Here is a 22,743-nt window from a genome sequence, read left to right as displayed (position 1 = left end):
TGCGATGGGAATGCGCTGACCAACACATGCCCCGGGCGGAGGGTTCCGGAAACGTGGTCGTCGCGGTCGCAGCGGCGCGCCCCTGCGGAAGTCCCGTCAGCGTTTGACGGCGGCCTTCTGCACCTTGGCCTTTTCGGGTGCGGTGCCGGCGAACAGTTCCGACAGGCGGCGCTGGTCGAGACCGCGGTTCACGTCCGCCGACGCGGCGGCCGGGCCCGCGACGGACTTTCGCGCGTCGATGGAGCCGGTGGTCACCGGATCGGGAAGCGCCGCCACGGGCCGGGGCGAGGGCTCGCGCTGCAGGCGCATGGTCCAATGGGCGGCGGTGGAGAGCGCGGCGATGGCGAGGATCGCCTTGATGCCACCCGTGAGGAGGCGTCTCATTGTGGTCAGGCCCGAAGCTACGCGGTGGCACGCGACCGGTTCCCCGGCCTTGGAGCATCTTCACCGGCGAGCGTTAACGAACCGCCCCGTCCGCCCCGGCTCACCGTCCCGGATCGGGCCGCACACGGTCTCGGCGGCCAAACACCGGACGGGCAGCAACGGACGGAGCGGGACGCGGTGAAAAGGGTGGGCCTTGCGCCACGGCCGCGGTTCCTGTTCCCCGCATCCGTGACACGCCTGCCGCAACCCGGCCCACTAGGCCTCACAGGAACGGTGCAGAGAACTGGTCCGCACCGCCCCGTCACGACAGGCCCCGCCACCATGCGAGGCCCGAGCGGGTCCGCGAAACCATCGAACGCATCGGCGGCAGGGAGTGTCGATGTAGGCGCCGGACCGGGAGCCGGCAATTGGTCCCCGCGCCGCAGGAGCCCCGGGCGCGAGGCGGCCGGCGATGGTTACCGCAACGAACCGCAGAACCGCTGGATGCGGGTGCACGCCTCTTCCAGGGCGGCGTTCGAGGTCGCGTAGGAGATGCGCAGGTTCGGCCCGAGGCCGAAGGCCGAGCCGTGGACGGCGGCCACCCCCTCGGCCTGGAGCAGCTCGACCACGAAGTCCTCGTCGGTCTCGATGACCTTGCCGGACGGCGCCCTGCGCCCGATCGCCTCGGCGCAGGAGGGATAGACGTAGAACGCACCCTCGGGCGTCGGGCACTTCAACCCCTGGGTCTGGTTCAGCATCGACACCACGAGGTCGCGGCGCGCCTGGAACGCCGTGCGAAACTCGGCGAGGTGCGCCTGCGGCCCGTCGAGGGCCGCCACCGCCGCCCATTGCGAGATCGAGCAGGCGCCCGAGGTCTGCTGACCCTGGACGAAATCCATGGCCTTGATGAGTTTTTCCGGGCCGGCGGCGTAGCCGATGCGCCAGCCGGTCATGGCGTAGGCCTTCGAGACGCCGTTCATGGTGAGCGTGCGCTCGTAGAGATTCGGCTCGACCTGGGCCGGGGTGACGAATTCGAAATCGCCGTAGCAGAGGTGCTCGTACATGTCGTCTGTGAGGACCCAGACCTGGGGATGGCGCAGGAGCACGTCGGTGATCCGCTTCATCTCGTCCCGGGCGTAGGCCGCCCCCGAGGGGTTCGACGGCGAGTTGAGGATGATCCACTTCGTTCTCGGGGTGATCACCCGCTCCAGCTCCTCCGGCTGGAGCTTGAAGTCGTGTTCCATGGTGGTCTCGGCGAAGACAGGCGTGCCGCCGCACAGGACCACCATCTCGGGGTACGAGACCCAGTAGGGACGCGGAATCACCACCTCGTCGCCGGGGTTCAGGGTGGCGAGCAGGGCGTTGTAGATCACGTGCTTGCCGCCGGTGCCGACGATGGTCTGCGACGACTTGTAGTCGAGTCCGTTCTCGCGCTTGAACTTCGTCACGATGGCCTCGCGCAGGGGCACGATGCCGGAGACGGGCGTGTACTTCGTCTCCCCGCGCGCGATGGCGGCGACGGCCGCATCCTTGATGTGCTGGGGCGTGTCGAAATCCGGCTCGCCCACGGACAGACTGATGACATCCATCCCGCCGGCTTTGAGTTCGCGCGCCTTCTGCGTCATCGCGATGGTCGCGGACGGTTTCACACGCGACAGGGCGTCGGCGAGAAAGCCCATGGGAGAACTCCGGTAGTTTTGCGCGGTTTTCGGACGGGCGGGACCGTAGTCGCCGTTCGAAAGCGGGGCAAGTTCACCGGGACCGCATTGCGCAATGCCATTTTTGATATAAGTTCATGGGCATAAGTTCATGGGCATAAGTTCATGGGCATAAGTTCATGGGTATAAGTTCATGGGCATGAGCTGGACAGTCGATATCCTCGACAAGGGCGTCGCCGCGGACCGGCAAGCGCGTCGTGATCGTGGCCGCTTTCATGAAGAAGACCCAGAAAACACCGAGCGGTGGCTGGATCTGGCCGAAGAGCGAGCGAAAGGCGTGGTGTGATGGCGATTCCGTTCAAGACCATCCGCGAACGGTGGAATGCCGAGCCGGACTACCGGGCCGCGCGGGACGCAGTATCGCCGGTGATGGACCTGGCATTCGCCATGGCCGAGGCCCGTCATCGCGCGCGCCTCTCCCAGGCGGAAGTCGCCCAGCGTATCGGCACGTCCCAGGCCATGGTCGCGCGGTGGGAGAGTGGGAAATCCGCCCCCACAACAACCTCGCTCCGCCGCTTCGCCGACGCGACGGGTGCCACGTTGCATATCCGCCTCGACAGCGCGTCCGCAGAAGACGCTCAGCCGGCCTGACGACAACGTCGGGAACTGCAAGGGGCTCGAAGTTTCACCCCTTGGTGAGAATCGCGATGGACTGCCCGAGCGGCTCGCCCGAAGGCCAGGGCGCGGTGTTGCCGTCGATGAACGCCACGTGCGCATAGCCGAGGCGCTGGGACCAGACGGTGATCTGGTTGCGCTCGATGAACTGGTTGAGGTGGGGCACCGTGCTGGCGCGTTGGGCCTGCACGGTCTTGTCGAACACCGCCCAATGGTCGGGGATCGCGAATTCGAGGAACGAGAGCACCACGCGGCCGCCGGGACGCAGGGCCCGGTGGGCATCCTCAAGGTAGAGGTAGGTCTCGGCGTGCAGAAGGTGGGTGAACACGCTGAAGGCACACAGCACATCCACCGACGCCGCCTCGACGGGCAGGGACAGGGCGCGGTTGAGGACGAACCTGTAGGCCCGCGGCGTTCGCGACCGCGCGTAGTCGAGGAGGGCCGGCACCACGTCGAGGCCGAGATAGCCGACCGCGATCCGGTCTGCGAGGGCCACGGCGAGGCGTCCGCTGCCACAGCCGAGATCGACCACCGCCATGCCGGGCTCCAGGCCGGCGTGCAGCAGGATCTCGCACTCGATGGCGCCGACGCTCGCGTACGAGCCGCCGACCGCCAGACTCATGGCCGTGTCGATGGGATGCTGCCGAATCAGGTCGGCGACGTAGCGCTCGTAATCCTCGACGAAGTGAAATTTCGCCATTTTTCCTACAAACCGATCCTTTGATGGACGACGGGGTCAGCCGTGTCGCACATCGCCGCCGCGCCCGTCACCCTCCGGCACGACAACGCCGCCGCCCCCGCAAGGGGACGGCGGCGCGAGGGCGGGTCGGGCCGAAGGATCAGCCGCCGAACAGGCGCTTGATGCCGGAGAGCAGGCCGCCGGACTTGACGGGTTCGAAGGGCTCGGATTCGGCGACGTTGGTCTCCGCCGGCTTCGGGGCGGAGGACGCCGCCTGGACGAGACCCAACGCCGCCGTGTCCGTGGTCTCGCGGTCGATGAGGATGAAGCCGCCGGTGTCGCGGTTCTGCGCGTAGGCGTCCACCGGCACCGGCCGGTCGAGGGTCAGGGTGACGTCACCGATGTCGTTGGCGACGAGCCGGGTCACGGGCTCGGCCTGCCCCGTCTCGGGATCGAGGCGGCTGCGGATGGTGCTGACCACGGCGTTGACCGTGACGGTGCCGATCTTGGCGAGCAGGGTCGCGCCCTGGTTCAGCTCGGTCTCGGCGGCCCAGAACAGGCGGGCGTCGAGACTGTCGGTGACGCGGATCGGCGCGGAGGCCGCCGCGATGACGGCGCCGCGCGAGGCATCGACCTCGTCGGCCAGCACGAGGGTCACGGACTGGCCCTCCACCGCGTGCGGCAGGTCACCGTCGGCGGTGTAGATCCGGGCGATGGTGGAGGTGCGGTTCGAGGGTGCGATGACGACGCTGTCGCCGGGGGCGACGCGGCCGCTGGCGATGAGGCCGGCGAAGCCCCGGAACTCGGAGTTCGGCCGGTTGACCCACTGCACCGCCATGCGGAACGGCGCCGCCTGCTCCTCGACGCGCACGGGCACCTCTTCGAGGTACTGCAGCAGCGGCGTGCCCGTGTACCAGGGCACGGCGGCGCCCGGCAGCACGACGTTGTCGCCGTTCTTGGCCGAGAGCGGAATCGCCCGGACTTCCGTGAAGCCGAGGGGTGCCGCGAAGGCGTCGAACGCCTGAGTGATGGCCGCGAACTTGTCCTGCGACCAGCCGACGAGGTCCATCTTGTTGACGGCGAGGGCGACCCGCTTGATGCCCAGCAGCGAGACGAGGAGCGCGTGGCGGCGCGTCTGCCGGGTCAGACCCTGACGCGCATCGACGAGGATCACGGCCACGTCCGCCGTGGAAGCGCCGGTGGCCATGTTGCGGGTGTACTGCTCGTGGCCGGGGGTGTCGGCGACGATGAACGAGCGCTTGTCGGTGGAGAAGAACCGGTAGGCGACGTCGATGGTGATGCCCTGCTCGCGCTCGGCCTGGAGACCGTCGACGAGGAGCGCGAGGTCGATCTCGGCCCCTTGCGTCCCGTGCTTGCGCGAATCGCGCTGCAGGGCGGTGACCTGATCGTCGAAGATCTGCTTGGTGTCGTGCAGGAGCCGGCCGATCAGGGTCGACTTGCCGTCGTCCACCGAACCGCAGGTGATGAAGCGCAGCACCTCCTTGCTCTGATGGGCGGCGAGGAAGCTGTCATAGCCGAAGGCCTCGGGCGATTGATGGATGGTCATCTTAGAAATAGCCCTCCTGCTTCTTGCGCTCCATGGCGCCGGACCCGTCCTTGTCGATGACCCGGCCCTGGCGTTCCGAGGTGCGGGCGGCCAGGGTTTCGCCGATGATCTCGGGCAGGGTCGCGGCGTCGCTCTCGACGGCGCCCGTGAGAGGATAATCCCCGAGCGTCCGGAAGCGGACGGAGATGTCCTTCGGGGTCTCGCCGGGCTCGAGGGGCAGGCGGTCGTCGTCGACGAGGATGAGCTGGCCGTCGCGCTCCACCACCGGGCGGGGCTTGGCGAAGTAGAGCGGCACGATCGGGATGTTTTCCTGCTCGATGTAGAGCCAGACGTCGAGCTCGGTCCAATTCGAGATCGGGAACACCCGCAGGGACTCGCCGCGCTTCTTGCGCAGGTTGTAGACGTGCCACGGCTCGGCGCGCTGGCGCTTGGGGTCCCAGCGGTGCTGGGCCGTACGGAGCGAGAAGATGCGCTCCTTGGCCCGGCTCGCCTCCTCGTCGCGGCGCGCGCCGCCGAAGGCCGCGTCGAACTTATGCTTGTCGAGCGCCTGCCGCAGCCCTTGCGTCTTCATCACGTCGGTGTGGACTTCCGACCCGTGGCTGATGGGACCGACGCCGCGCGCCAGACCCTCCTGATTCGTGTGGACGATGAGGTCGAGCCCCAGATCCTTGGCCCGCTGATCGCGAAACGCGATCATCTCCTTGAACTTCCACGTCGTGTCGATGTGCATCAGGGGAAACGGCAGGCGGCCGGGCGCGAACGCCTTCAGGGCCAGGTGCAGCAGCACCGAGGAATCCTTGCCGATGGAGTAGAGCATCACCGGGTTCTCCGTCTCGGCGACGGTCTCCCGCATGATGTGGATGCTCTCGGCCTCCAGGCGCTGCAGGTGGGTGAGGCGCTCGGCGCGGGTGGCTGCGAGGGCGGCGCTCATCGGGCCATCTCCGGGGCGTTCGTGTGGGTCGGGGTTTCGAATGCCGCCGGCTCCTGGCCAGGCTGAACGTCGGCCTCTGGGGCGTGGATGTGCAAACCGCATTCCTTCTTCGAGGCCTGCTCCCACCACCAGCGGCCGGCACGCTCGTCCTCGCCGACCTTGATGGCGCGGGTGCAGGGGGCGCAGCCGATGGAGGGAAAGCCGCGATCGTGCAGGACGTTGTAGGGGATGTAGTTGTCGGCCACGAACCGGTCGACATCCGTCCGGCTCCAATCAGCCAGGGGATTGATCTTGATGAGGTCGCGGGCCTCGTCGGCCTCGGCCAGCGGCGTGTCGGCCCGATTGGCCGATTGCCCGGCGCGCAGGCCCGTCAGCCACCCGGCGGCGCCCGCGAGCGCCCGCCCCAGGGGCTCGACCTTGCGGAAGCCGCAGCAGGCCTGCCGCGCGGACACCGACTGGCGAAAGCCGTTGATCCCCTCCTCCCGCACGAAGCGCTCCTCGGCCTCGCGCTCCGGCGCGTAGGCCTGGATGCGGATGCCGTAGGCCGATTCGGTCTCGGTCCAGGTGTCGTAGGTCTCGGGGTAGAGCCGGCCGGTGTCGAGGGTGACGATCTCGGTACGACCCTTGTTCATCGCCAGCGCGTGCGTCAGGGCCTGATCCTCGATGCCGAGGCTCGTGGTGAAGACGAGGCGGCCCGGTACCGTCGCCTCGATGAGGGCGATGCGGCCCTTGAGGTCGAGGCCGGCCATGCCGTCGGCGAGGGCGCGCGCCGCGTGTTCCAGGGGAAAGCTCATGACGGTGTTCGGAATGTCCGCTTGTCTGACGATTGAAATGTTCGCTATAACGAACGCTGTCAAGGCATCACAGCCTGCGTGCCGGACATCCCGGCCCTGTGGGCGGTGCGATCGGCCAACGGCCCGATCCCGTCATGGTTGCCTGACAAGGAAAGATCCTTCTCATAAGGGTCGTGCGCCGTGCTCGTCCGCACGCCGCGCCGATCCCGGAACCGACACGAGGCCACCTTGGATGCGATCGATCTGAAGATCCTCGGGCTGTTGCAGCACGACGCCACGCTCTCCATCGCCACCATCGGCGAGCGGGTCGGCCTGTCGCAGACCCCGTGCTGGAAGCGCATCCAGCGCCTGGAGGCCGATGGGGTCATCGACCGGCGCGTCGCCGTGCTCGATCCCGTGAAACTCGGCCTCGGCCTGACGGTGTTCGTCTCCATCGAGACCGCAGACCATTCCCGCGAGTGGCTGGAGCGCTTCGCCGAGACCGTCTCGGCCATGCCGGAGGTGCTGGAATTCTACCGCATGGCCGGGGATGTGGACTACATGCTGCGCGTCGTCGTGGCCGATATGCGCGCCTACGACACCTTCTATAAGCATCTCATCGCGACGCTGCCGTTGAAGAACGTGACATCGCGCTTCGCCATGGAGAAGGTGAAGTCCACCACCGCCCTGCCCCTGCCGGCTCCACCGGCCAGCGGACGCTTCGTGCCGACGCTGTCGGTGGTTGCGGGGGAATAGGCACAAGAGAACGAACTTCTGTTTTGCGGCGCAACCGCAGGCAGCTCCTTCTACCGTGACGTCGTTCTGTAAAACGGACATTCCGTTGGCAGCGCGGCCGCTCAGGACGACATGGCTTTCCCAATGGCACGACACGCGATCCTCCCCCGCACGGCCCCGTTCGAAGACAAGGAACGGGCGAGCCTCGACGCCGTCCTGGGCGCCGCGACCCCGATCCAGCGGGCCTGGCTCGCCGGCTTCCTCGCGGGCCTCGACGCCGCGGGCGGCCAGCCCGCCGCCGCCGCGCCCGCCGCCCCCCCGAAGGCGGCCGAGCCCCTGACCATCCTGTTCGCCAGCGAATCCGGCAATTCGGAGAAGCTCGCGAGCGATGTCGCCAAACTCGCCCGCAAGAACGGGTTCAAGCCCAAGATCGTGGATTTCTTCGATCTCGACGTGGCGTCGCTCGCGGGCGAGAAGCACGTGGTGGCCATCGCGGCGACCTGGGGCGAGGGCGAGCCCCCGGCCCGGGCCATGCGGGCCTACGGCGAACTCATGGGGGACGGCGCGCCGCGCCTCGACGGCATCGATTTCGCCGTGCTGGCGCTCGGCGACACCTCCTACGCGGAGTTCTGCGCCATCGGGAAGGCGCTCGATGCCCGCTTCGAGGCGCTCGGGGCCAAGCGCGCGTACGAGCGCGCCGACCTCGACCTCGACTTCGACAAGCCGGCCGCCGAGTGGATCAAGAACACCCTCAAGGCCCTGGCCCCGGCGCCGAGCGCCGACAACGTTGTGGCCGTCGACTTCGCCGCCCGCGCCGCCGAGGACGAGGAGGAGGCCGAGCCGAGCCGCGAGCCCCGGGTGGTCGAGGTCGTCGACCACGTGAACCTGAACTCGTCGCGCTCCGACAAGGAGACGATCCACATCGCCCTCGAATTCGAGGACGGCGCGCCGGCCTACGAGCCGGGCGACAGCCTCGAGATCTACCCCGAGAACGACCCCGCCCTCGTGGACGAGATCCTGACCGCGACGGGGCTCTCCGGCGACGACGCCCTGCGCCGGGCGCTGCTCGCCGAGCGCGACATCACCACCCTGTCGGCCACCACAGTGGAGCGCTTCGCCAAGGCCACGGGCCATGCCGAGGCGCAGAAGCTCATCGACAGCGGCGAGGCCAAGGCCTGGATCGAGGGCCGCCACCTCATCGACCTCATCCAGAGCTTCCCGGCTAAGGTGACGGCCGAACACCTCGCCACCATCACCCGGCCCCTGCCGCCGCGGGCCTACTCCATCGCCTCATCGCGCAAGGAAGTCGGCGACGAGGTCCACCTCGTCATCGCCGCCGTGCGCTACGAGACCCATGGCCGGGCCCGCTCCGGCGTCGCCTCGACCCACGTGGCCGACCGGGTGAAGAACGGCGCCAAGCTGCGGGTGAAGCTGAAGCCGAACCGCCACTTCCGCCTGCCGCAGGACCCCGCCACCGACATCATCATGGTCGGCCCCGGCACCGGCGTGGCGCCGTTCCGCGCCTTCGTGCAGGAGCGCCGCGCCGTGGAAGCTCCCGGACGCTCGTGGCTATTTTTCGGCGACCGCCACTTCACCCACGACTTCCTCTATCAACTCGAATGGCAGGACGCCCTGGAAGACGGGTCGCTCACGCAGATCGACGTCGCCTTCTCCCGCGACCAGCCGGAGAAGATCTACGTCCAGGACCGCATCGACCATCACGCCAAGGAGTTGGTGGCGTGGCTCGACGGCGGCGCCAGCTTCTACGTCTGCGGCGATGCCAACCGCATGGCCAAGGACGTGCGCAGCGCCGTCGTGCGCGCCTATCAGCAAGTGAAGGCCCTCACCCCGGCCGATGCCGAGGCGGCGGTCGCGGCCCTGGAGCGCGCCCACCGCTACCAGCAGGACGTCTACTGAGGATCACACCGTCGTTCCGGGCGCGATAGCGAGCCCGGAACCCAGAACCGCCGACGGAGCCGACTGAACCGCGACTTGTGTTTTTTGGATTCCGGGTTCGCCTACGGCGCCCTGGAATGACGCGGCGGACAGCATCCGAGAGCACGACTCCACTGAGCGATCCGCGAGCGATGCGAGCCTCGCGATCGACACTGATTGTATCGGAATTCCGCCATGGCCGAGCAGACCCCTCCCCGCCTCTACGAGACCCCGCCGACCGACCGTCCCATCACCGAGGCGGAAGCCGCCCGGTCGGCCGGCCTCGCGCACAACGAGCACCTCAAGATCGCGTCCGGCTACCTGCGCGGGACCCTGGCCGACGGGCTCCTGAAGCACGCCACCGGCGCCATCTCGGAGGATGACGGTCAGCTCGTGAAGTTCCACGGGATGTACATGCAGGACGACCGCGACATCCGCGCGGAACGGACCAAGAAGAAGCTCGAGAAGGCCTTCAGCTTCATGATCCGCCTGCGCATCGCCGGTGGCGTCGTCACACCGAAGCAGTGGCTGGCGCTGGACGAGATCGCCACGGTCTATGCGGGCGGGGCCTTGCGGGCGACGACGCGCCAGACCTTCCAGTATCACGGGGTCATCAAGTCGAACCTCAAGCGCACGATGGCGGCCATCGACGCGACGCTGCTCGACACCATCGCGGCCTGCGGCGACGTCAACCGCAACGTCATGTCGGCGACGAACCCGGCGCAGTCTGGCGCCCACAAGGTCGCGTACGATCTCGCCAAGAACATCTCGGATTCCCTGCTGCCGAAGACCAGCGCCTGGCGCGAGATCTGGCTCGACGGCGAGCGCGTGGTCGGCGGCGAGGACGCGGCCGAGATCGAACCCGTCTACGGCAAGACCTACTTGCCACGGAAGTTCAAGACCGTGATCGCGGTGCCGCCCTCGAACGAGGTCGACATCTTCGCCCACGACCTCGGCTTCATCGCGATCCTCGACAAGAAGGGGAAGGTCACGGGCTGGAACGTCACGGTCGGCGGCGGCATGGGCATGACCCACGGCGAGACCGACACGTTCCCGCGCACCGCCGATGTGATGTGCTTCGTCGCGCCCGAGGACGCCCTGAAGGCGGCTGAGGCCGTGATGACGGTGCAGCGCGACTGGGGCAACCGCAAGGTCCGCAAGAACGCCCGCCTGAAGTACACCATCGAGCGCTACGGGCTGGCCGCCTTCCGGGCCGAGGTGGAGAAGCGCGTCGGCAAGCCGCTGGCCGATCCGAAGCCCTTCACCTTCACGGGCAACGGCGACCGCTACGGCTGGACCGAGGGCGACGACGGCCGCCACCACCTGACGCTCTACGTCGCTTCCGGGCGGATCAAGGATTACGAGAACGGCCCGCAGCTGCTCACGGGCCTGCGCCGCATCGCCGAGATTCACGAGGGCGACTTCCGCCTCACCGGCAACCAGAACGTCATCATCGCCAACGTGCCGTCCGAGAAGCGTGCCGAGATCGAGGCCCTGGTCGATCAGCACGGCATGATGAAGGGCGCCAGTGCGCTCCGCCGCAACTCCATGGCCTGCGTGGCGCTGCCGACCTGCGGCCTCGCGCTGGCCGAGAGCGAGCGCTACCTGCCCGACCTGATGACCGAGCTCGAGACCAGCCTCGCGTCCCACGGATTGCAGGACGACGAGATCACCATCCGGATGACCGGCTGCCCCAACGGCTGCGCCCGGCCGTTCATCGCCGAGATCGGTCTCGTGGGTCGCGGTCCCGAGCGCTACCACCTCTATCTCGGGGCGGCCTTCGACGGCTCGCGCCTGGGCAAGCTCTACGGCGAGGACGTCACCGCCTCCGAGATCAAGACGATCCTCGATCCCCTGTTCGCGGCCTACGCGAATAACAAGCGGCCCGGCGAGCGCTTCGGCGACTACCTCATCCGCGACGGCTACGTGACGAAGACGGTCAACGGCCCGGATTTCCACGAGAAGATCGGCCCGCTGAAGAGCGCGGCCTGAGTTGCGGCGAGGGAGCGGGGATGTCTCGCTCCCTCACTCATGTTTGAGCGTCGCACGGGCATAACTTTCCAGAACGGCGTTCATGCGCGTCTGGTAGCCTCGCCCCTGCTGCTTGTAGGCATCGAGGACCGATGTCTTGACCCGGAGCGTGACGGATTGCGTCCGATCCGGCTCGACGAGCTTGGCGTTTGTCCAGAACGCCTCATCGAGTTCCGGCACATCGCTGAAATCGATCTCGGCGTCCGGTACGGCCGCGATCTCAACGGAGGTCATCGGACGCGCGTAGCGCTTCATCATAGCGTTTCCTTTCCCGTTGCGAGGCAGGGCGAGCCGAGATGATTCGGGTGACGCCGCTCCGATCCGTGTGAACGACGGTCAGGAACGCGACCGCATCGGCCACCTTTTTTCGAAACATGTCGAAATTCGGGCCCCGAGTGAACCGTTGCGGTTGATGGCCGTTGATTCCCCAGACAGAGGGGAACCCGGCCATGGCCAAGCACGAGATCCTGAATTTCTTCCAACATCGCCACGACGGCGCCTGGATCTGCGTCAAGCCTTTTACCCTGACGACCAAGTCGAGCAGTGTCGACATTCAGCAGGGCATGCGGTTCGATTACGGCAAGCGCGTCGGCGGAGTCGATCTGGCCGAATATCTGGAGCAGCTCGGATCGCAGTTCGGCTCGTAAGGCACACTCCCCGCGTCACGTGCGTCGAGGGCTCTTTGAGCCTTTGACCTTGCCTGGGCCGCCCCCTAGCGTGATGCCATGACCACCGCAGCGGCACCCGTGACCGCCCTCCCCGACGACCTCGCTCTTCCGCACGAAGCGGCGCCGATGACCCGGTGCCGCATTCTGGAAACCGCCGAAAAGGCGTTCCGGGAGATCGGCTACCAGAAGACCACCGTCGCCGACATCGCGCGCGCCCTGCGGATGAGTCCGGCCAACGTGTATCGTTTCTTCGATTCGAAGAAGGCGATCCACGAGGCCGTGATCAAGCGTCTCATGGACGAGACCGAGCAGCGCGTGGCCATCGCGGCGCAGGGGCCCGGGCAAAGTGCAAGCGCACGGCTCACGAGCGTGATTCTGGTCCTGCACCGGGCCTGCGTCGAGCGCTGCGACGCCAACCCGCGCATGCACGAGATGGTCGAGGCCGCCGTCGCCGAAAGCTGGGATGTCTGCGCCCACCATATCGAGCGGATCGGCTCGATGATCGAGACCCTGGTGCGCGACGGGATCACGGCGGGTGAATTCGCGGTGGACGATCCAGCGACCGCCGCCGCCTGCCTGCATACGGCGGTGCTGCGCTACTGCCATCCCACCCTCGTCAGTCGCTACCCCGATGCCGGGGTTCCCCCCGTCGAGGCGATGATCGCCTTTCTGCTGAGAAGCCTGCGCGCGCCCGCCTGATCCCGCATCACGCCATGTCGGCGACGATGGCCTGCGCGACGGCGCGGGGATCGGCGGCGCCAGTGATCGGGCGCCCGACCACCACATGGTCGATACCGGCGCGTCGGGCCTCGCCGGGCGTCATCACCCGCTTCTGGTCGCCGAGGCCGCTGCCGGCCGGGCGGATGCCGGGGGTGACGATGAGGCGCGAAGGCCCGACCACGCCCCGGACAGAGACCGCCTCGACGGCGCTGCAGACGATGCCGTCGATCCCGGCCTCGTCTGCCTGGCGTGCGCGCTGCGCCACGAGGTCGGCGACGGGCAGCGCGTAGCCGGCCTCCTGCGCATCGGCCTCGTCGTAGGAGGTCAGCACGGTGACGGCCAGGATCCGCAGGCCGCCGGTGCCGCGTCCCCGCACCGCCGCCCGCATGGTCTGCGGATAGGCATGCACCGTGAGGAAGGTCGGCCCGAGGTCGGACAGCGCCCGCACGCCCTCCTCCACGGTGTTGCCGATGTCGTGGAGCTTCAGGTCGAGGAACACCTTGAGGCCGGCGGCGGCGAGACGGGGCACCAGGGCGAGCCCGCCCGCATAGGCGAGGCGGTAGCCGATCTTGTAGAAGGTCGCGGCGTCGCCGATGCGCTCCACCAGTGCTTCCGCCTCAGCCACCGTCGCGACGTCGAGGGCGACGATGAGGCGGTCGCGCGGATCGGGCATGGCGGGCATCGTCGGGTCCTTCGGCCTGGAAGCGTCGGGCGGCCATCCCGCGTCGGGGGCCCGGTGTCAACGCGGCGCCATCGCGGCGGTCACCTCCGCCCGCAGAACCGGCAGCAGCTCGGCCTCGAACCACGGATTGGCCTTCAGCCAGCCGCTGTTGCGCCAGGACGGGTGCGGCAGGGGCAGCACGCGCGGCCGGCGCGGGGCCTCAAGGATGGCGCGCCAGCCCCGGACGGTCTCGGTGAGCCCGCCCTTCGACCGCCCGAGGTGCCACACCTGCGCGTACTGGCCGATGACGAGGATCAGGTCGAGGTTGGGCAGCCCCGCGAACAGCTCGACCCGCCAGCGCTCGGCGCATTCGCGCCGGGGCGGGCGGTCCCCACCCTTGGCGTCGTAGCCCGGAAAGCACGCACCCATGGGCACGATGGCGAGGCGCGACGCATCGTAGAACGCGGCCTCGTCGAGGCTGAGCCAGTCGCGCAGGCGAATCCCGGAGGGGTCCATGAACGGGACGCCGCTCTTGTCGGCCCGGTTGCCCGGCGCCTGGCTGGCGATGCAGAGGCGCGCGCTGGAACGGCCCTGGACGATGGGGCGCGGCTCCTGGGGCAAGGGCGGCCCATAGACCGGCGCGTCGCGGCAGATCCGGCAGGCGCGCAGGGACGCGGCCGTCGCGTCGAAATCCGGAACAGGTTGCATGATGGTCCGGAGATAGGGGCGCGCCTCGGCCCTGGACAGGGGCGAGACGACGGCTTCCGGCCTGGGCCGATGGCGAACGACGCATCGACCCGATTTCCCTCATTCCCCCCGATGCCGAAATCCGCCGATGCCGAAATCCGCCGATGCCGAACTCTGCCGATGCCGAACTCTGCCGATGCCGAGGTGGCAGCTGCGGATGAGGGTCGGTGATCCGGCCGCGGCGGCGGCGATCCCGGAGCCGACCTTCAGGGTCCCGAGAGGGTGGACCGCGGGCGCTCGTGCGGATTCAAGGCGAGCACCGGCCGAACGATCTTGCGACGTTCCTGCGGACCTGAAAATCGGAACATATCCCCGGCCAAGCGTCTTGAATCCGGTATCGAAGCATCATCGGTAGTGGCCGACCGATCGGATCAAGATTTCGATCTGAATCTCTGGGATCGGATCGCTCGGACTGCCACGCGACATCGCAGAGGACGTTCCGGATGAAGGCACTGTGTTGGCATGGCAAGGGCGACATCCGGTGCGATACGGTGCCGGACCCGAGGATCGAGGACGCACGCGACGTCATCATCAAGGTGACCTCGTGCGCCATCTGCGGCTCGGACCTCCACCTCATGGACGGTCAGATGCCGACCATGGAGAGCGGCGACGTGCTGGGCCACGAGTTCATGGGTGAGGTCGTCGAGGTCGGCGCCGGCTTCACCAAGTTCAAAAAGGGCGACCGTATCGTCGTGCCGTTCAACATCAATTGCGGCGAGTGCCGCCAGTGCCGCCTCGGCAATTACTCGGTATGCCAGCGCTCGAACCGTAACGGCGCCATGGCGGCGGCCCAGTTCGGTTACCCCACCGCCGGCCTGTTCGGCTACTCGCACCTCACCGGCGGCTATTCCGGCGGCCAGGCCGAATACGTCCGGGTGCCCATGGCGGACGTCGCCCCCATGCTGGCGCCGGAGGGCGTCGACGACGAATCGCTCCTGTTCCTCACCGACATCCTGCCCACAGGCTGGCAGGGCGCCGAGCATTGCGAGATCAAGGGTGGCGAGATCATCGCCGTCTGGGGCGCCGGTCCGGTGGGCCTGTTCGCGATCCAGTCGGCCAAGATCATGGGCGCCGAGCGCATCATCGCCATCGACACGGTGCCGGAGCGCCTCGCCCTCGCCCGGACCTACGGGGCCACTGACATCATCGACTACGCCAACGACGACGTGTTCGAGCGCATCAAGGAGATCAGCAAGGGCGAGGGGGCCGACGCCGTCATCGACTGCGTCGGCATGGAGGCCAGCGCCGGGCACGGCCTCGCCTCCATCGTCAACACCATCCAGGAGAAACTCACCTCGACGGAGCGGCCCTACGCCCTCATGGAGGCGATCAAGGCCGTGCGCCCGTGCGGCATCGTCTCGGTGCCGGGCGTCTATGGCGGGCCGATCCCGATCAACATGGGGATGATCGTGCAGAAGGGCCTGACCATGAAGAGCGGCCAGACCCACGTGAAGCGCTACCTCGAACCGCTGACCAAGCTGATCCAGGCGGGCAAGATCGACATGACGTCGATGATCACGCACCGCTCCACGAATCTCGCCGACGGGCCCGACCTGTACAAGACCTTCCGCGACAAGAAGGATGGCTGCGTGAAGGTGGTGTTCCACCCCAACTAGCGTGCATGACCGGCAGCACCCTGGATTGGAATCCCTTCCCGGTCCAAGGTCGTTGTCGGATCTCTGGCGAGGATTCCTGGAGCGGACCACGTCCGCGCGGGGGGCCTCAGGCGCGCCGGGACGGGAGACGATATGGCGTTCAAGGCGAAATCGGCGTCGGAGACCAAGGCGGCGGATCTGGCCGCCGCCTTGGTGCGCATCGCGGACCGGGGCGGCGCGCCGCTGCACGTCGGCGTGGACGAACTGCGACGCGGCAACCCGCGCCTGACGCCGCTGGCCATCGGCCAGATGTTCCGCAAGCACCACGATATCCTGGAGGCGGCACTGGCCGAGCGCGGCTACGCCCTCGTCGATTATGCGGATCAGGGACCGGGCCTCGGCATGGCTTTCGCGATCGATCCGGCGTGACCTTCATCGGCTCGGCCGGCCGCGTCTAGCTCACGAAATCCGAGGGGTCCCGGCTCAGGAGGTCTGCGCCTTCGGTGCGGCCCAGGACGTAATCGGCTGGACGCTGATCTGGAGACCGTGTTTCCACCGCACGTTGAACCGGCGATAGGTGCGGTCGCGATCGAGCTTGATGTCGATGGCTTCGTTCGGACCGATGACCACGTCCCGGCGCAGGTTCACCAGGGTCTTGTCGCTGACCTGACCGACGATGTCGCAGGCATAGGTGCGGTTGCCGATGCGCAGGATCGCCGGCAAGAGCGCAGTGTCCATGCTGCGCGGCCGGGACGGCTGCTGAACGCCAGTAAACCGCTTGAAGATCGACGGAACCCAGGACAGCATCTGATCGCTCGAAACCGGTCGTTGTCCGTCCGGTCTACGAGCGAGAGATTGACAATCCATGATTGACGTCACGGGCCTTGCGCCCGTGACTTCCGACGACGGTGGTCAGACGCCCTTGAGCCCGCCGAGATCCAGCGGCAGGGATCGCAGGCGCCGCCCCGTGGCGGCGAAGACGGCGTTGGAGATCGCCGGGGCGATGACCGGCACGCCGGGCTCGCCGATGCCCGTGGGCGCCGTGGTGGACGGCATGATGTGAACCTCGACCACCGGCATCTCGCTCATGCGGGTCGGCTCATAGGTGTCGAAGTTGCGCTCCTGCACCACCCCGTCCTTGAGGGTGATCCGGTTGCGCAGGACCGACGAGAGCGCGAAGCCGACCGCACCCTCGACCTGGGCCCGGATGATGTCCGGGTTGACGGCGATACCGACATCGACGGCGGCGACGATGCGGTTGACCTTCAGCTTGGCTTCGTCGGCGGTGACGTCGGCCACCATGGCGACATAGGAGCCGAAGGATTCGTGGGCCGCGACGCCGAATCCGTGCCCCTTGCCCGAAGGCCGGTTCGACCAGCCGGCCTTCTCGGCGGCGAGCGCCAGGACGCCGGAGAGGCGCGGGGCGCCCTTCAGCATCGCGAGGCGGTAGGCGACGGGATCGGCCCCGGCGGCGTGAGCCAACTCGTCGATGAACACCTCCATGGCGTGCGCCGTGTGGGTGTGGCCCACCGAGCGCCACCACAGCACCGGTACGCCCTCGCGGGCGTTGTTGACCTCGAACCGGTAGGCCGGCAACGCGTAGGGCGTGTCGGACGCGCCCTCGATGGAGGTCGAATCGACGCCGTTCTTCACCAGCATCGCCTCGAAGGGCGAGCCGATCATGATCGACTTGCCGATCATGCGGTGTTCCCAGCCGACCACCGCCCCGGCGGCGTCGAGGCCGGCCCTGAGCTTGTGCACCACCATCGGCCGGTAGTAGCCGCCGGCCATGTCGTCCTCGCGGGTCCAGACGAGATGGACCGGGGCCTTGCCCCCCGTCGCCTTCACGATGGCGGCCGTCTCGGCGAAGTAGTCGGCGCTCGGCGTCGCGCGCCGGCCGAACGAGCCGCCGGCCCATTGGGTGTGGAGGCGGACCTTGTCGGTGGTCACCCCGAGGGTGGCGGCCACCACGGCCTGCTCGATGGTCTGGATCTGGCAGCCGGCGAAGACGTCGTAGGTGCCGTCCGGGGCCCGCTCGATGGTGGCGTTGAGGGGTTCCATGGAGGCGTGGGCGAGGTAGGGGAAGGTGAACTCCGCCTCCAGCACCTTCGCGGCCTTGCCGATGGCGCCGCCGGCGTCGCCACGCTCCGAGGCGACGATGCCGGGACTCTTGAGACGCTCGCGGTACTCGGCCAGGATCGCGTCGGACGAGCGGGTCTCGGCGCCCGAATCGTCCCAGGTCACGTCCAGCACCTCGCGGCCCTTGATGGCCGACCACGTGTCCTTGGCGATCACCGCGACGCCGGTGGGGATCGTCACCACGTCGAGGACGCCCGGCATGGCCTGCGCCGCCTTGCTGTTCACCGTCGCCACCACGCCGCCGAAGCGCGGCGCGTGCAGCACCACGGCCGTGACCTGGCCGGGGCGCCGGATATCCATGGAATAGGTGGCGCTGCCGTCGGTCTTGGCGGCCGAATCGAGGCGCGGCACCTTGGTGCCGATGAGCGTCCACTGGTCCGGACGCTTGAGGGTCGGCTCCTGCGGCACGGGCTGCGCCGCGGCCGCCTCGGCGAGTTCGCCGAAGCGGGCCTGCCGGTTGGAGGCGGCGTGGCGCACCAGCCCCTTCGAGACCGTGATCTCGCCGGCCGGGACCTTCCAGCGTTCGGCGGCGGCGGCCACCAGCATGGCGCGGGCGGCCGCACCCGCCCGGCGCAGCTGGAGCCAGGAATTGGCGATGGCCGTGGAGCCGCCCGTGCCCTGCACGGGGCCCATGAGCAGGTTGCTGTAGAGGGCCGCATCCGCCGGGGCGAAGGCCGTACGGACGGTGGCCCAATCCGCGTCGAGTTCGTCGGCCAGGATGGTGGCGAGGCCCGTGGTGTTGCCCTGGCCCATGTCGAGGTGCTTGATCATCACCGTGACGGTGTCGTCGGCGGCGATCCGCACGAAGGCGTTCGGTTTCGCCGGACCGCCTGTGAGGTCGGGACCGCCCGCGGCGCGGGCCTGGCGCGGGCCGCCGAGGGTGAAGCCGAGCAGGATCGCCCCCGTCGCGACGGTGGCCCCGCCCAGGAAGGCGCGGCGGGAGGGGACGGTCTCCAGGGCCTGACGGACCTTCAGCATGGCGGACTCCAATTCGGACGGGTCTTCAGGATTCGGGCAGGGGGACGATCAGGCGAGGCTGCGCGCCGCCTCGTGGATCGCCGCGCGAATGCGCTGGTAGGTGCCGCAACGGCAGACGTTTCCGTCCATGGCCCCGTCGATATCGGCATCCGTCGGCTTCGCGTTGCCCGAGAGGAGGCCGATGGCCGACATCATCTGGCCCGACTGGCAGTAGCCGCACTGGACCACGTCGAGGCCGCGCCAGGCGGTGCGGACGGCCTCGGCGACCTTGCCGGACACGCCCTCGATGGTGGTGACCTTGCCCTCGCCGATGTCGCCGATCCGGGTCTGGCAGGCGCGGACGGGCTGGCCGTCGAGGTGGACCGTGCAGGCGCCGCACTGCGCGATGCCGCAGCCATACTTGGTCCCGGTCTTGTCGAGGTGGTCGCGCAGCACCCAGAGGAGCGGAGTCTCGGGATCGGCCTCGACGCTATGGGCGACGCCGTTGACGGTCAGCTTCACCATGGGTCGTGCTCCGAATTCGTAATTTGGAACGATGCTAGACCGCTGACGGCGCGATTCGTGTGCGCCACCACACAGGACTTGTCCACGCCGACGACCGGTCACGCCGCCGAAGCGTCCGGAATCGAGACAATGCCGCGGATCGCGGCAGGCCGTTCTTAACATATCCGGGTCAGTCTCGCAGGGGTCGTGTTCCGACATGCTCGCGGTCCCCCATGGGGTGCGAGCGCCCCTTCGCGCGATCCTCAAGACGGTAATGCCCGACCTGACAGCGGAGATGATTCAGCGTGGGCGCGGCCCGGCCGCCCCGGAGGCGGTGCGCCGCCGCGAGGTCGCGCGCGAAATGCGCTCGGCCCGCGAGAAGCTGACCTCGACGAGCGGGCTGGAACGCGCCTTCGATTACGAGCTGGTGCGCGTCTATGCCCAGTACCGGGCCGGCGCGGTCATTCCCCTGGCATTGCTGGGCCTCGCCATCGCGGGGGGCTCCGCCCTCTGGGTGCCGCCCCCCGTGGCGGCCGTGTGGGCGGCCTGTCTCCTGGCGGCCGTCGCCCTGTCGATGTTCGCCACCCGGCGCTTCCTGGCGCAGGACCCGGAGGCGGTCTCCGTCGCGGTGTGGCGGCGCTACTTCATGGTGTGCGAGGTCGTACAGAGCACGTCCTGGGCCCTGATGATCCTCGTCGGCACCACGCCGGGGGCCCGCACCTTCGTTCTGTTCGGCCTCCTCATCGTCGCGGCGGTGTCGACGATGCTCGCCGCGACCCTGCCGGCGGCCGCGGTGGCCGCCCTCATTCCCCTCAACATCGCCGCCCTGTCGCTCCTCGTGTTCTCGCACGACATGGACACGGCGATGCTGGTCACCATGGTGGTGGGTGCGCAGGTGTTCTTCATGGGGCTGGCCCGGCGACTCTACGCCTCGACGGTGGGGGCGCTGAAATCCCAGGCCGAGAAGGACGCGATCTTCGGCGAACTCGAGCAGGCCAAGGCTAATTCCGACGAGGCGCGGCGCCGGGCCGAGGAAGCCAACCTCGCGAAAAGCCGGTTCCTCGCCACCATGAGCCACGAGCTGCGCACGCCGCTCAACGCCATCCTGGGCTTCTCGGAGGTGATGAAGAACGAGGTGTTCGGCGCCCACGTCGCGCCGTCCTACAAGGAATACGCCGCCGACATCCACGACAGCGGCCTGCACCTCCTCAACCTGATCAACGAGATCCTCGATCTCTCCCGCATCGAGGCCGGGCGCTACGAGCTCAACGAGGAGGCGATCCAGCTCGGCTTCGCCGTGGACGAGTGCCGCCACATGGTCGGCCTGCGCGCACGCAGCAAGGGCCAGACCTTCCACGAGTTCATCGACGACAGCCTGCCGCGCCTGTGGGCGGACGAGCGGGCCCTGCGCCAGATCATCCTCAACCTCCTGTCGAACGCGGTGAAGTTCACCCCGCCGGGCGGCGAGATCACCATCAAGGTCGGCTGGACCTCGTCCGGCGGGCAATACGTGAGCGTGAAGGACAGCGGACCGGGCATTCCGGAGGACGAGCTCGGCACGGTGATGTCGTCGTTCGGGCGCGGGTCCCTCGCCATCAAGACGGCGGAGCAGGGCTCGGGCCTCGGCCTGCCCATCGTGAAGGGTCTCGTCGATCTCCACGGCGGCAACTTCCTGCTGCAGTCGAAGCCGCGCGAGGGCACCGAGGTGGTGGTCACCTTCCCGGCGAGCCGGGTCATGGATACCCTCCCGGCGCTGGACCTGCCGGGCGGGGACCTGCGGGGCGGGGACCTGCCGATCCAGGATCTCGTGAGCCAGGATTCGGACAAGGCCACGGCGGACGCCAAGCGCGGACGCTCGGCGGCGCGGGCGGCCTGAGGCCCAGACGGGAGCCGGAGCGCGGACCTCCCCTTTCCAGGCGCCGTCCCTGGTCCGTATGTTGCTTCGTCCCGAAGGATGCCGCCGCGACGATCGGCTGGGCCGAATCGGGCCGCGGGGGACGGGGACCATGAGCCAGACAGCCCGGACCGCCCTCCCCCCGTACGTCGGCCTCCCTACCGACCTCGACGCGGCCTACCGCCGGATCACCTGGCGGCTCCTGCCGTTCCTGATGGGTCTGTGGATCCTGTCGTGGATCGACCGGGTGAACATCGGTTTCGCCAAGCTGCAGATGCTCGCCGACCTGAAGTTCAGCGAGACGGTCTACGGCATCGGCGCGGGCATCTTTTTCCTCGGCTACTTCCTCTGCGAGGTGCCGAGCAACCTGCTCCTGGAACACATCGGCGCCCGCCGGACCATCGCCCGCATCACCTTCCTGTGGGGGGCGTGCTGCGTGGCGATGATGTTCGTGACGACGCCGGCCGGGTTCTACGCGCTGCGCTTCCTGCTCGGCGTGTTCGAGGCCGGGTTCTATCCGGGCGTGATCCTGTTCCTGACCTACTGGTATCCGACGGAGCGACGCGCCCGGGTGTTCGGCCTGTTCATGTCGGCCTCGGCGCTGGCCGGCGTCATCGGCGGGCCGCTCGCCGGTGCGATCATGACCGGCATGGACGGCGTGAACGGGTGGGCCGGCTGGCAGTGGGTGTTCCTCATCGAGGGCATCCCATCGATCCTCGCCGGCTTCGTCACCCTGTTCTATCTGACCGACCGGCCCGCGAAGGCCCTGTGGCTCACGGACACGCAGCGGGCCCTGGTGGTGGCGGATCTGGCCCGCGACGCGGCGGCCCTCGGGCCCCGCGAGCACCGCATCCTGGCCTCCCTGAAGGACGCCCGCGTCTGGCAGTGCATCGCGATCTTCTTTAGCATCGTCACCGCCAACTCGGCGCTGACCTTCTTCGGCCCGAGCGTGGTGCGGGAGGCCGGCTTCACCGATCCGCTCACCATCGGCTGGATCCTGTCGGGCGCCTACCTGTGCGGCGGCGCCGGCATGATCCTCAACGGCCTTCATTCCGACCGCTCCGGCGAGGCGCGGCTGCATTGCGGCGTCCCGGCCCTCGTCGGCGCCGCGGCCATCGCGCTCCTCGGATTCCTCGTACCCGTGAGCCCGGCCCTGTCCGTCGTCGCCCTCACCGTGGCCATCGTCGGCACCATGAGCGCGATCCCGGTGTTCTGGCAGATCCCCGGCCGGTTCCTGGCGGGCTCGGCCGCCGCCGCCGGCATCGCGCTGATCAATTCGGTGGCCAATCTCGCGGGCTTCGGCGCGCCCGCCGCCATGGGATTCCTGCGCGAACTCACCGGCTCGGTCTCCACCGGCCTGTGGATCGTCGCCGCCGTCGAGGGCTTCGCCCTCGTCCTCATCTTCAGTTTCGTCCCGCCCGAGCCGCCTGCCCCGGAGACGCCCGCCCCGGAGACGCCCGCCCCGGAGCCGCGCATCGCGGTGGCGTGAGCCGGACCCACCCAAGGAGCCT

General features: G+C 68.5%; 23 protein-coding genes. 11 read left to right on the top strand and 12 right to left on the bottom strand.

Annotation, left to right across the window (positions count from 1 at the left end; all coding sequences use genetic code 11):
• Positions 1–96 precede the first annotated feature (96 nt).
• Together ASF52_RS02205 and ASF52_RS02200 are read right to left on the bottom strand one after the other, a co-directional pair.
• Positions 97–384: a hypothetical protein gene (locus ASF52_RS02205; protein WP_056166759.1), complete on the bottom strand. Its 288-nt coding sequence runs from the start codon at positions 382–384 to the stop codon at positions 97–99.
• Between the two features lie 455 nt (positions 385–839).
• Positions 840–2,042, bottom strand: coding sequence for a pyridoxal phosphate-dependent aminotransferase (locus ASF52_RS02200; protein WP_056166755.1), 1,203 nt, complete (start codon positions 2,040–2,042; stop codon positions 840–842).
• Between the two features lie 178 nt (positions 2,043–2,220).
• On the opposite strand from ASF52_RS02200, the gene ASF52_RS22365 reads away from it, so the two are divergent.
• Both ASF52_RS22365 and ASF52_RS02195 read left to right on the top strand, forming a co-directional pair.
• Entirely contained in the window at positions 2,221–2,367 is a 147-nt protein-coding gene (locus tag ASF52_RS22365; protein WP_156629935.1) for a hypothetical protein, read from the top strand.
• Entirely contained in the window at positions 2,367–2,672 is a 306-nt protein-coding gene (locus ASF52_RS02195) for a helix-turn-helix domain-containing protein (RefSeq protein ID WP_056166752.1), read from the top strand. Before ASF52_RS22365 ends, ASF52_RS02195 begins: the two co-directional genes overlap by 1 nt.
• 34 nt (positions 2,673–2,706) lie before the next feature.
• On the opposite strand, the gene ASF52_RS02190 is transcribed toward ASF52_RS02195, so the two are convergent.
• From ASF52_RS02190 to ASF52_RS02175, 4 genes are all read right to left on the bottom strand, one after another.
• Complete coding sequence (locus ASF52_RS02190; protein ID WP_056166748.1) at positions 2,707–3,396, bottom strand: class I SAM-dependent methyltransferase; 690 nt, start codon at positions 3,394–3,396, stop codon at positions 2,707–2,709.
• A gap of 139 nt (positions 3,397–3,535) precedes the next feature.
• A complete protein-coding gene (cysN, locus tag ASF52_RS02185; RefSeq protein WP_056166746.1) occupies positions 3,536–4,942 on the bottom strand; it encodes a sulfate adenylyltransferase subunit CysN in 1,407 nt (468 codons plus the stop codon).
• 1 nt (position 4,943) lies between these two features.
• Positions 4,944–5,873, bottom strand: coding sequence for a sulfate adenylyltransferase subunit CysD (gene cysD, locus ASF52_RS02180; protein ID WP_056166742.1), 930 nt, complete (start codon positions 5,871–5,873; stop codon positions 4,944–4,946).
• Positions 5,870–6,667 (bottom strand): phosphoadenylyl-sulfate reductase, encoded by a 798-nt coding sequence (locus ASF52_RS02175; protein WP_056166739.1) that lies wholly within the window; start codon positions 6,665–6,667, stop codon positions 5,870–5,872. The genes cysD and ASF52_RS02175 overlap by 4 nt, the downstream gene beginning before the upstream one ends.
• Positions 6,668–6,895: 228 nt before the next feature.
• Between ASF52_RS02175 and ASF52_RS02170 the strand changes: the two genes are divergently transcribed.
• The 3 genes from ASF52_RS02170 to ASF52_RS02160 all read left to right on the top strand — a co-directional run bounded on the left by ASF52_RS02170 (position 6,896) and on the right by ASF52_RS02160 (position 11,308).
• Positions 6,896–7,402: an Lrp/AsnC family transcriptional regulator gene (locus ASF52_RS02170; protein ID WP_056166999.1), complete on the top strand. Its 507-nt coding sequence runs from the start codon at positions 6,896–6,898 to the stop codon at positions 7,400–7,402.
• A 123-nt stretch (positions 7,403–7,525) separates the two neighbouring features.
• Complete coding sequence (locus ASF52_RS02165) at positions 7,526–9,298, top strand: diflavin oxidoreductase (protein WP_056166737.1); 1,773 nt, start codon at positions 7,526–7,528, stop codon at positions 9,296–9,298.
• 213 nt (positions 9,299–9,511) lie between these two features.
• Complete coding sequence (locus tag ASF52_RS02160) at positions 9,512–11,308, top strand: NADPH-dependent assimilatory sulfite reductase hemoprotein subunit (RefSeq protein ID WP_056166734.1); 1,797 nt, start codon at positions 9,512–9,514, stop codon at positions 11,306–11,308.
• A 33-nt stretch (positions 11,309–11,341) separates the two neighbouring features.
• Here ASF52_RS02160 and ASF52_RS02155 read toward each other — a convergent pair whose 3' ends face one another.
• A complete protein-coding gene (locus tag ASF52_RS02155) occupies positions 11,342–11,602 on the bottom strand; it encodes a BrnA antitoxin family protein (RefSeq protein ID WP_244473661.1) in 261 nt (86 codons plus the stop codon).
• Between the two features lie 194 nt (positions 11,603–11,796).
• Between ASF52_RS02155 and ASF52_RS02150 the strand changes: the two genes are divergently transcribed.
• Positions 11,797–11,994 carry a hypothetical protein gene (locus ASF52_RS02150; protein WP_056166727.1) on the top strand — a complete coding sequence of 66 codons (198 nt, stop codon included), beginning with the start codon at positions 11,797–11,799 and terminating at the stop codon, positions 11,992–11,994.
• Between the two features lie 78 nt (positions 11,995–12,072).
• Positions 12,073–12,714, top strand: coding sequence for a TetR/AcrR family transcriptional regulator (locus tag ASF52_RS02145; RefSeq protein ID WP_082483599.1), 642 nt, complete (start codon positions 12,073–12,075; stop codon positions 12,712–12,714).
• Between the two features lie 7 nt (positions 12,715–12,721).
• On the opposite strand, the gene pyrF is transcribed toward ASF52_RS02145, so the two are convergent.
• Complete coding sequence (gene pyrF, locus ASF52_RS02140) at positions 12,722–13,417, bottom strand: orotidine-5'-phosphate decarboxylase (protein ID WP_056166725.1); 696 nt, start codon at positions 13,415–13,417, stop codon at positions 12,722–12,724.
• Positions 13,418–13,474: 57 nt separating this feature from the next.
• Positions 13,475–14,104, bottom strand: a complete 630-nt coding sequence (locus ASF52_RS02135) for a uracil-DNA glycosylase family protein (protein WP_056166723.1) — start codon at positions 14,102–14,104, stop codon at positions 13,475–13,477.
• A 482-nt stretch (positions 14,105–14,586) separates the two neighbouring features.
• Between ASF52_RS02135 and ASF52_RS02130 the strand changes: the two genes are divergently transcribed.
• Entirely contained in the window at positions 14,587–15,759 is a 1,173-nt protein-coding gene (locus ASF52_RS02130; protein ID WP_056166719.1) for a zinc-dependent alcohol dehydrogenase, read from the top strand.
• 132 nt (positions 15,760–15,891) lie between these two features.
• The gene (locus tag ASF52_RS02125) at positions 15,892–16,167 is read left to right on the top strand and encodes a hypothetical protein (RefSeq protein WP_056166716.1); all 276 of its coding nucleotides are present in this window, start codon (positions 15,892–15,894) and stop codon (positions 16,165–16,167) included.
• A 54-nt stretch (positions 16,168–16,221) separates the two neighbouring features.
• Here ASF52_RS02125 and ASF52_RS02120 read toward each other — a convergent pair whose 3' ends face one another.
• From ASF52_RS02120 to ASF52_RS02110, 3 genes are all read right to left on the bottom strand, one after another.
• A complete protein-coding gene (locus tag ASF52_RS02120) occupies positions 16,222–16,545 on the bottom strand; it encodes a hypothetical protein (protein ID WP_056166715.1) in 324 nt (107 codons plus the stop codon).
• 105 nt (positions 16,546–16,650) lie between these two features.
• Positions 16,651–18,855, bottom strand: a complete 2,205-nt coding sequence (locus ASF52_RS02115) for a xanthine dehydrogenase family protein molybdopterin-binding subunit (RefSeq protein ID WP_056166712.1) — start codon at positions 18,853–18,855, stop codon at positions 16,651–16,653.
• A 48-nt stretch (positions 18,856–18,903) separates the two neighbouring features.
• Entirely contained in the window at positions 18,904–19,359 is a 456-nt protein-coding gene (locus tag ASF52_RS02110; RefSeq protein ID WP_056166708.1) for a (2Fe-2S)-binding protein, read from the bottom strand.
• 253 nt (positions 19,360–19,612) lie between these two features.
• Here ASF52_RS02110 and ASF52_RS02105 point away from each other — a divergent pair, with 253 nt between their 5' ends.
• The gene (locus ASF52_RS02105) at positions 19,613–21,214 is read left to right on the top strand and encodes a sensor histidine kinase (protein ID WP_056166705.1); all 1,602 of its coding nucleotides are present in this window, start codon (positions 19,613–19,615) and stop codon (positions 21,212–21,214) included.
• Between the two features lie 130 nt (positions 21,215–21,344).
• Positions 21,345–22,721 (top strand): MFS transporter, encoded by a 1,377-nt coding sequence (locus ASF52_RS02100; RefSeq protein WP_056166702.1) that lies wholly within the window; start codon positions 21,345–21,347, stop codon positions 22,719–22,721.
• Positions 22,722–22,743 lie beyond the last annotated feature (22 nt).

Source organism: Methylobacterium sp. Leaf112 (assembly GCF_001423295.1).
Classification (GTDB): Bacteria; Pseudomonadota; Alphaproteobacteria; order Rhizobiales; family Beijerinckiaceae; genus Methylobacterium.
The sequence above is the reverse complement of the archived record's forward strand: the minus strand, read 5'-3'. Positions and strand labels throughout refer to the sequence as shown.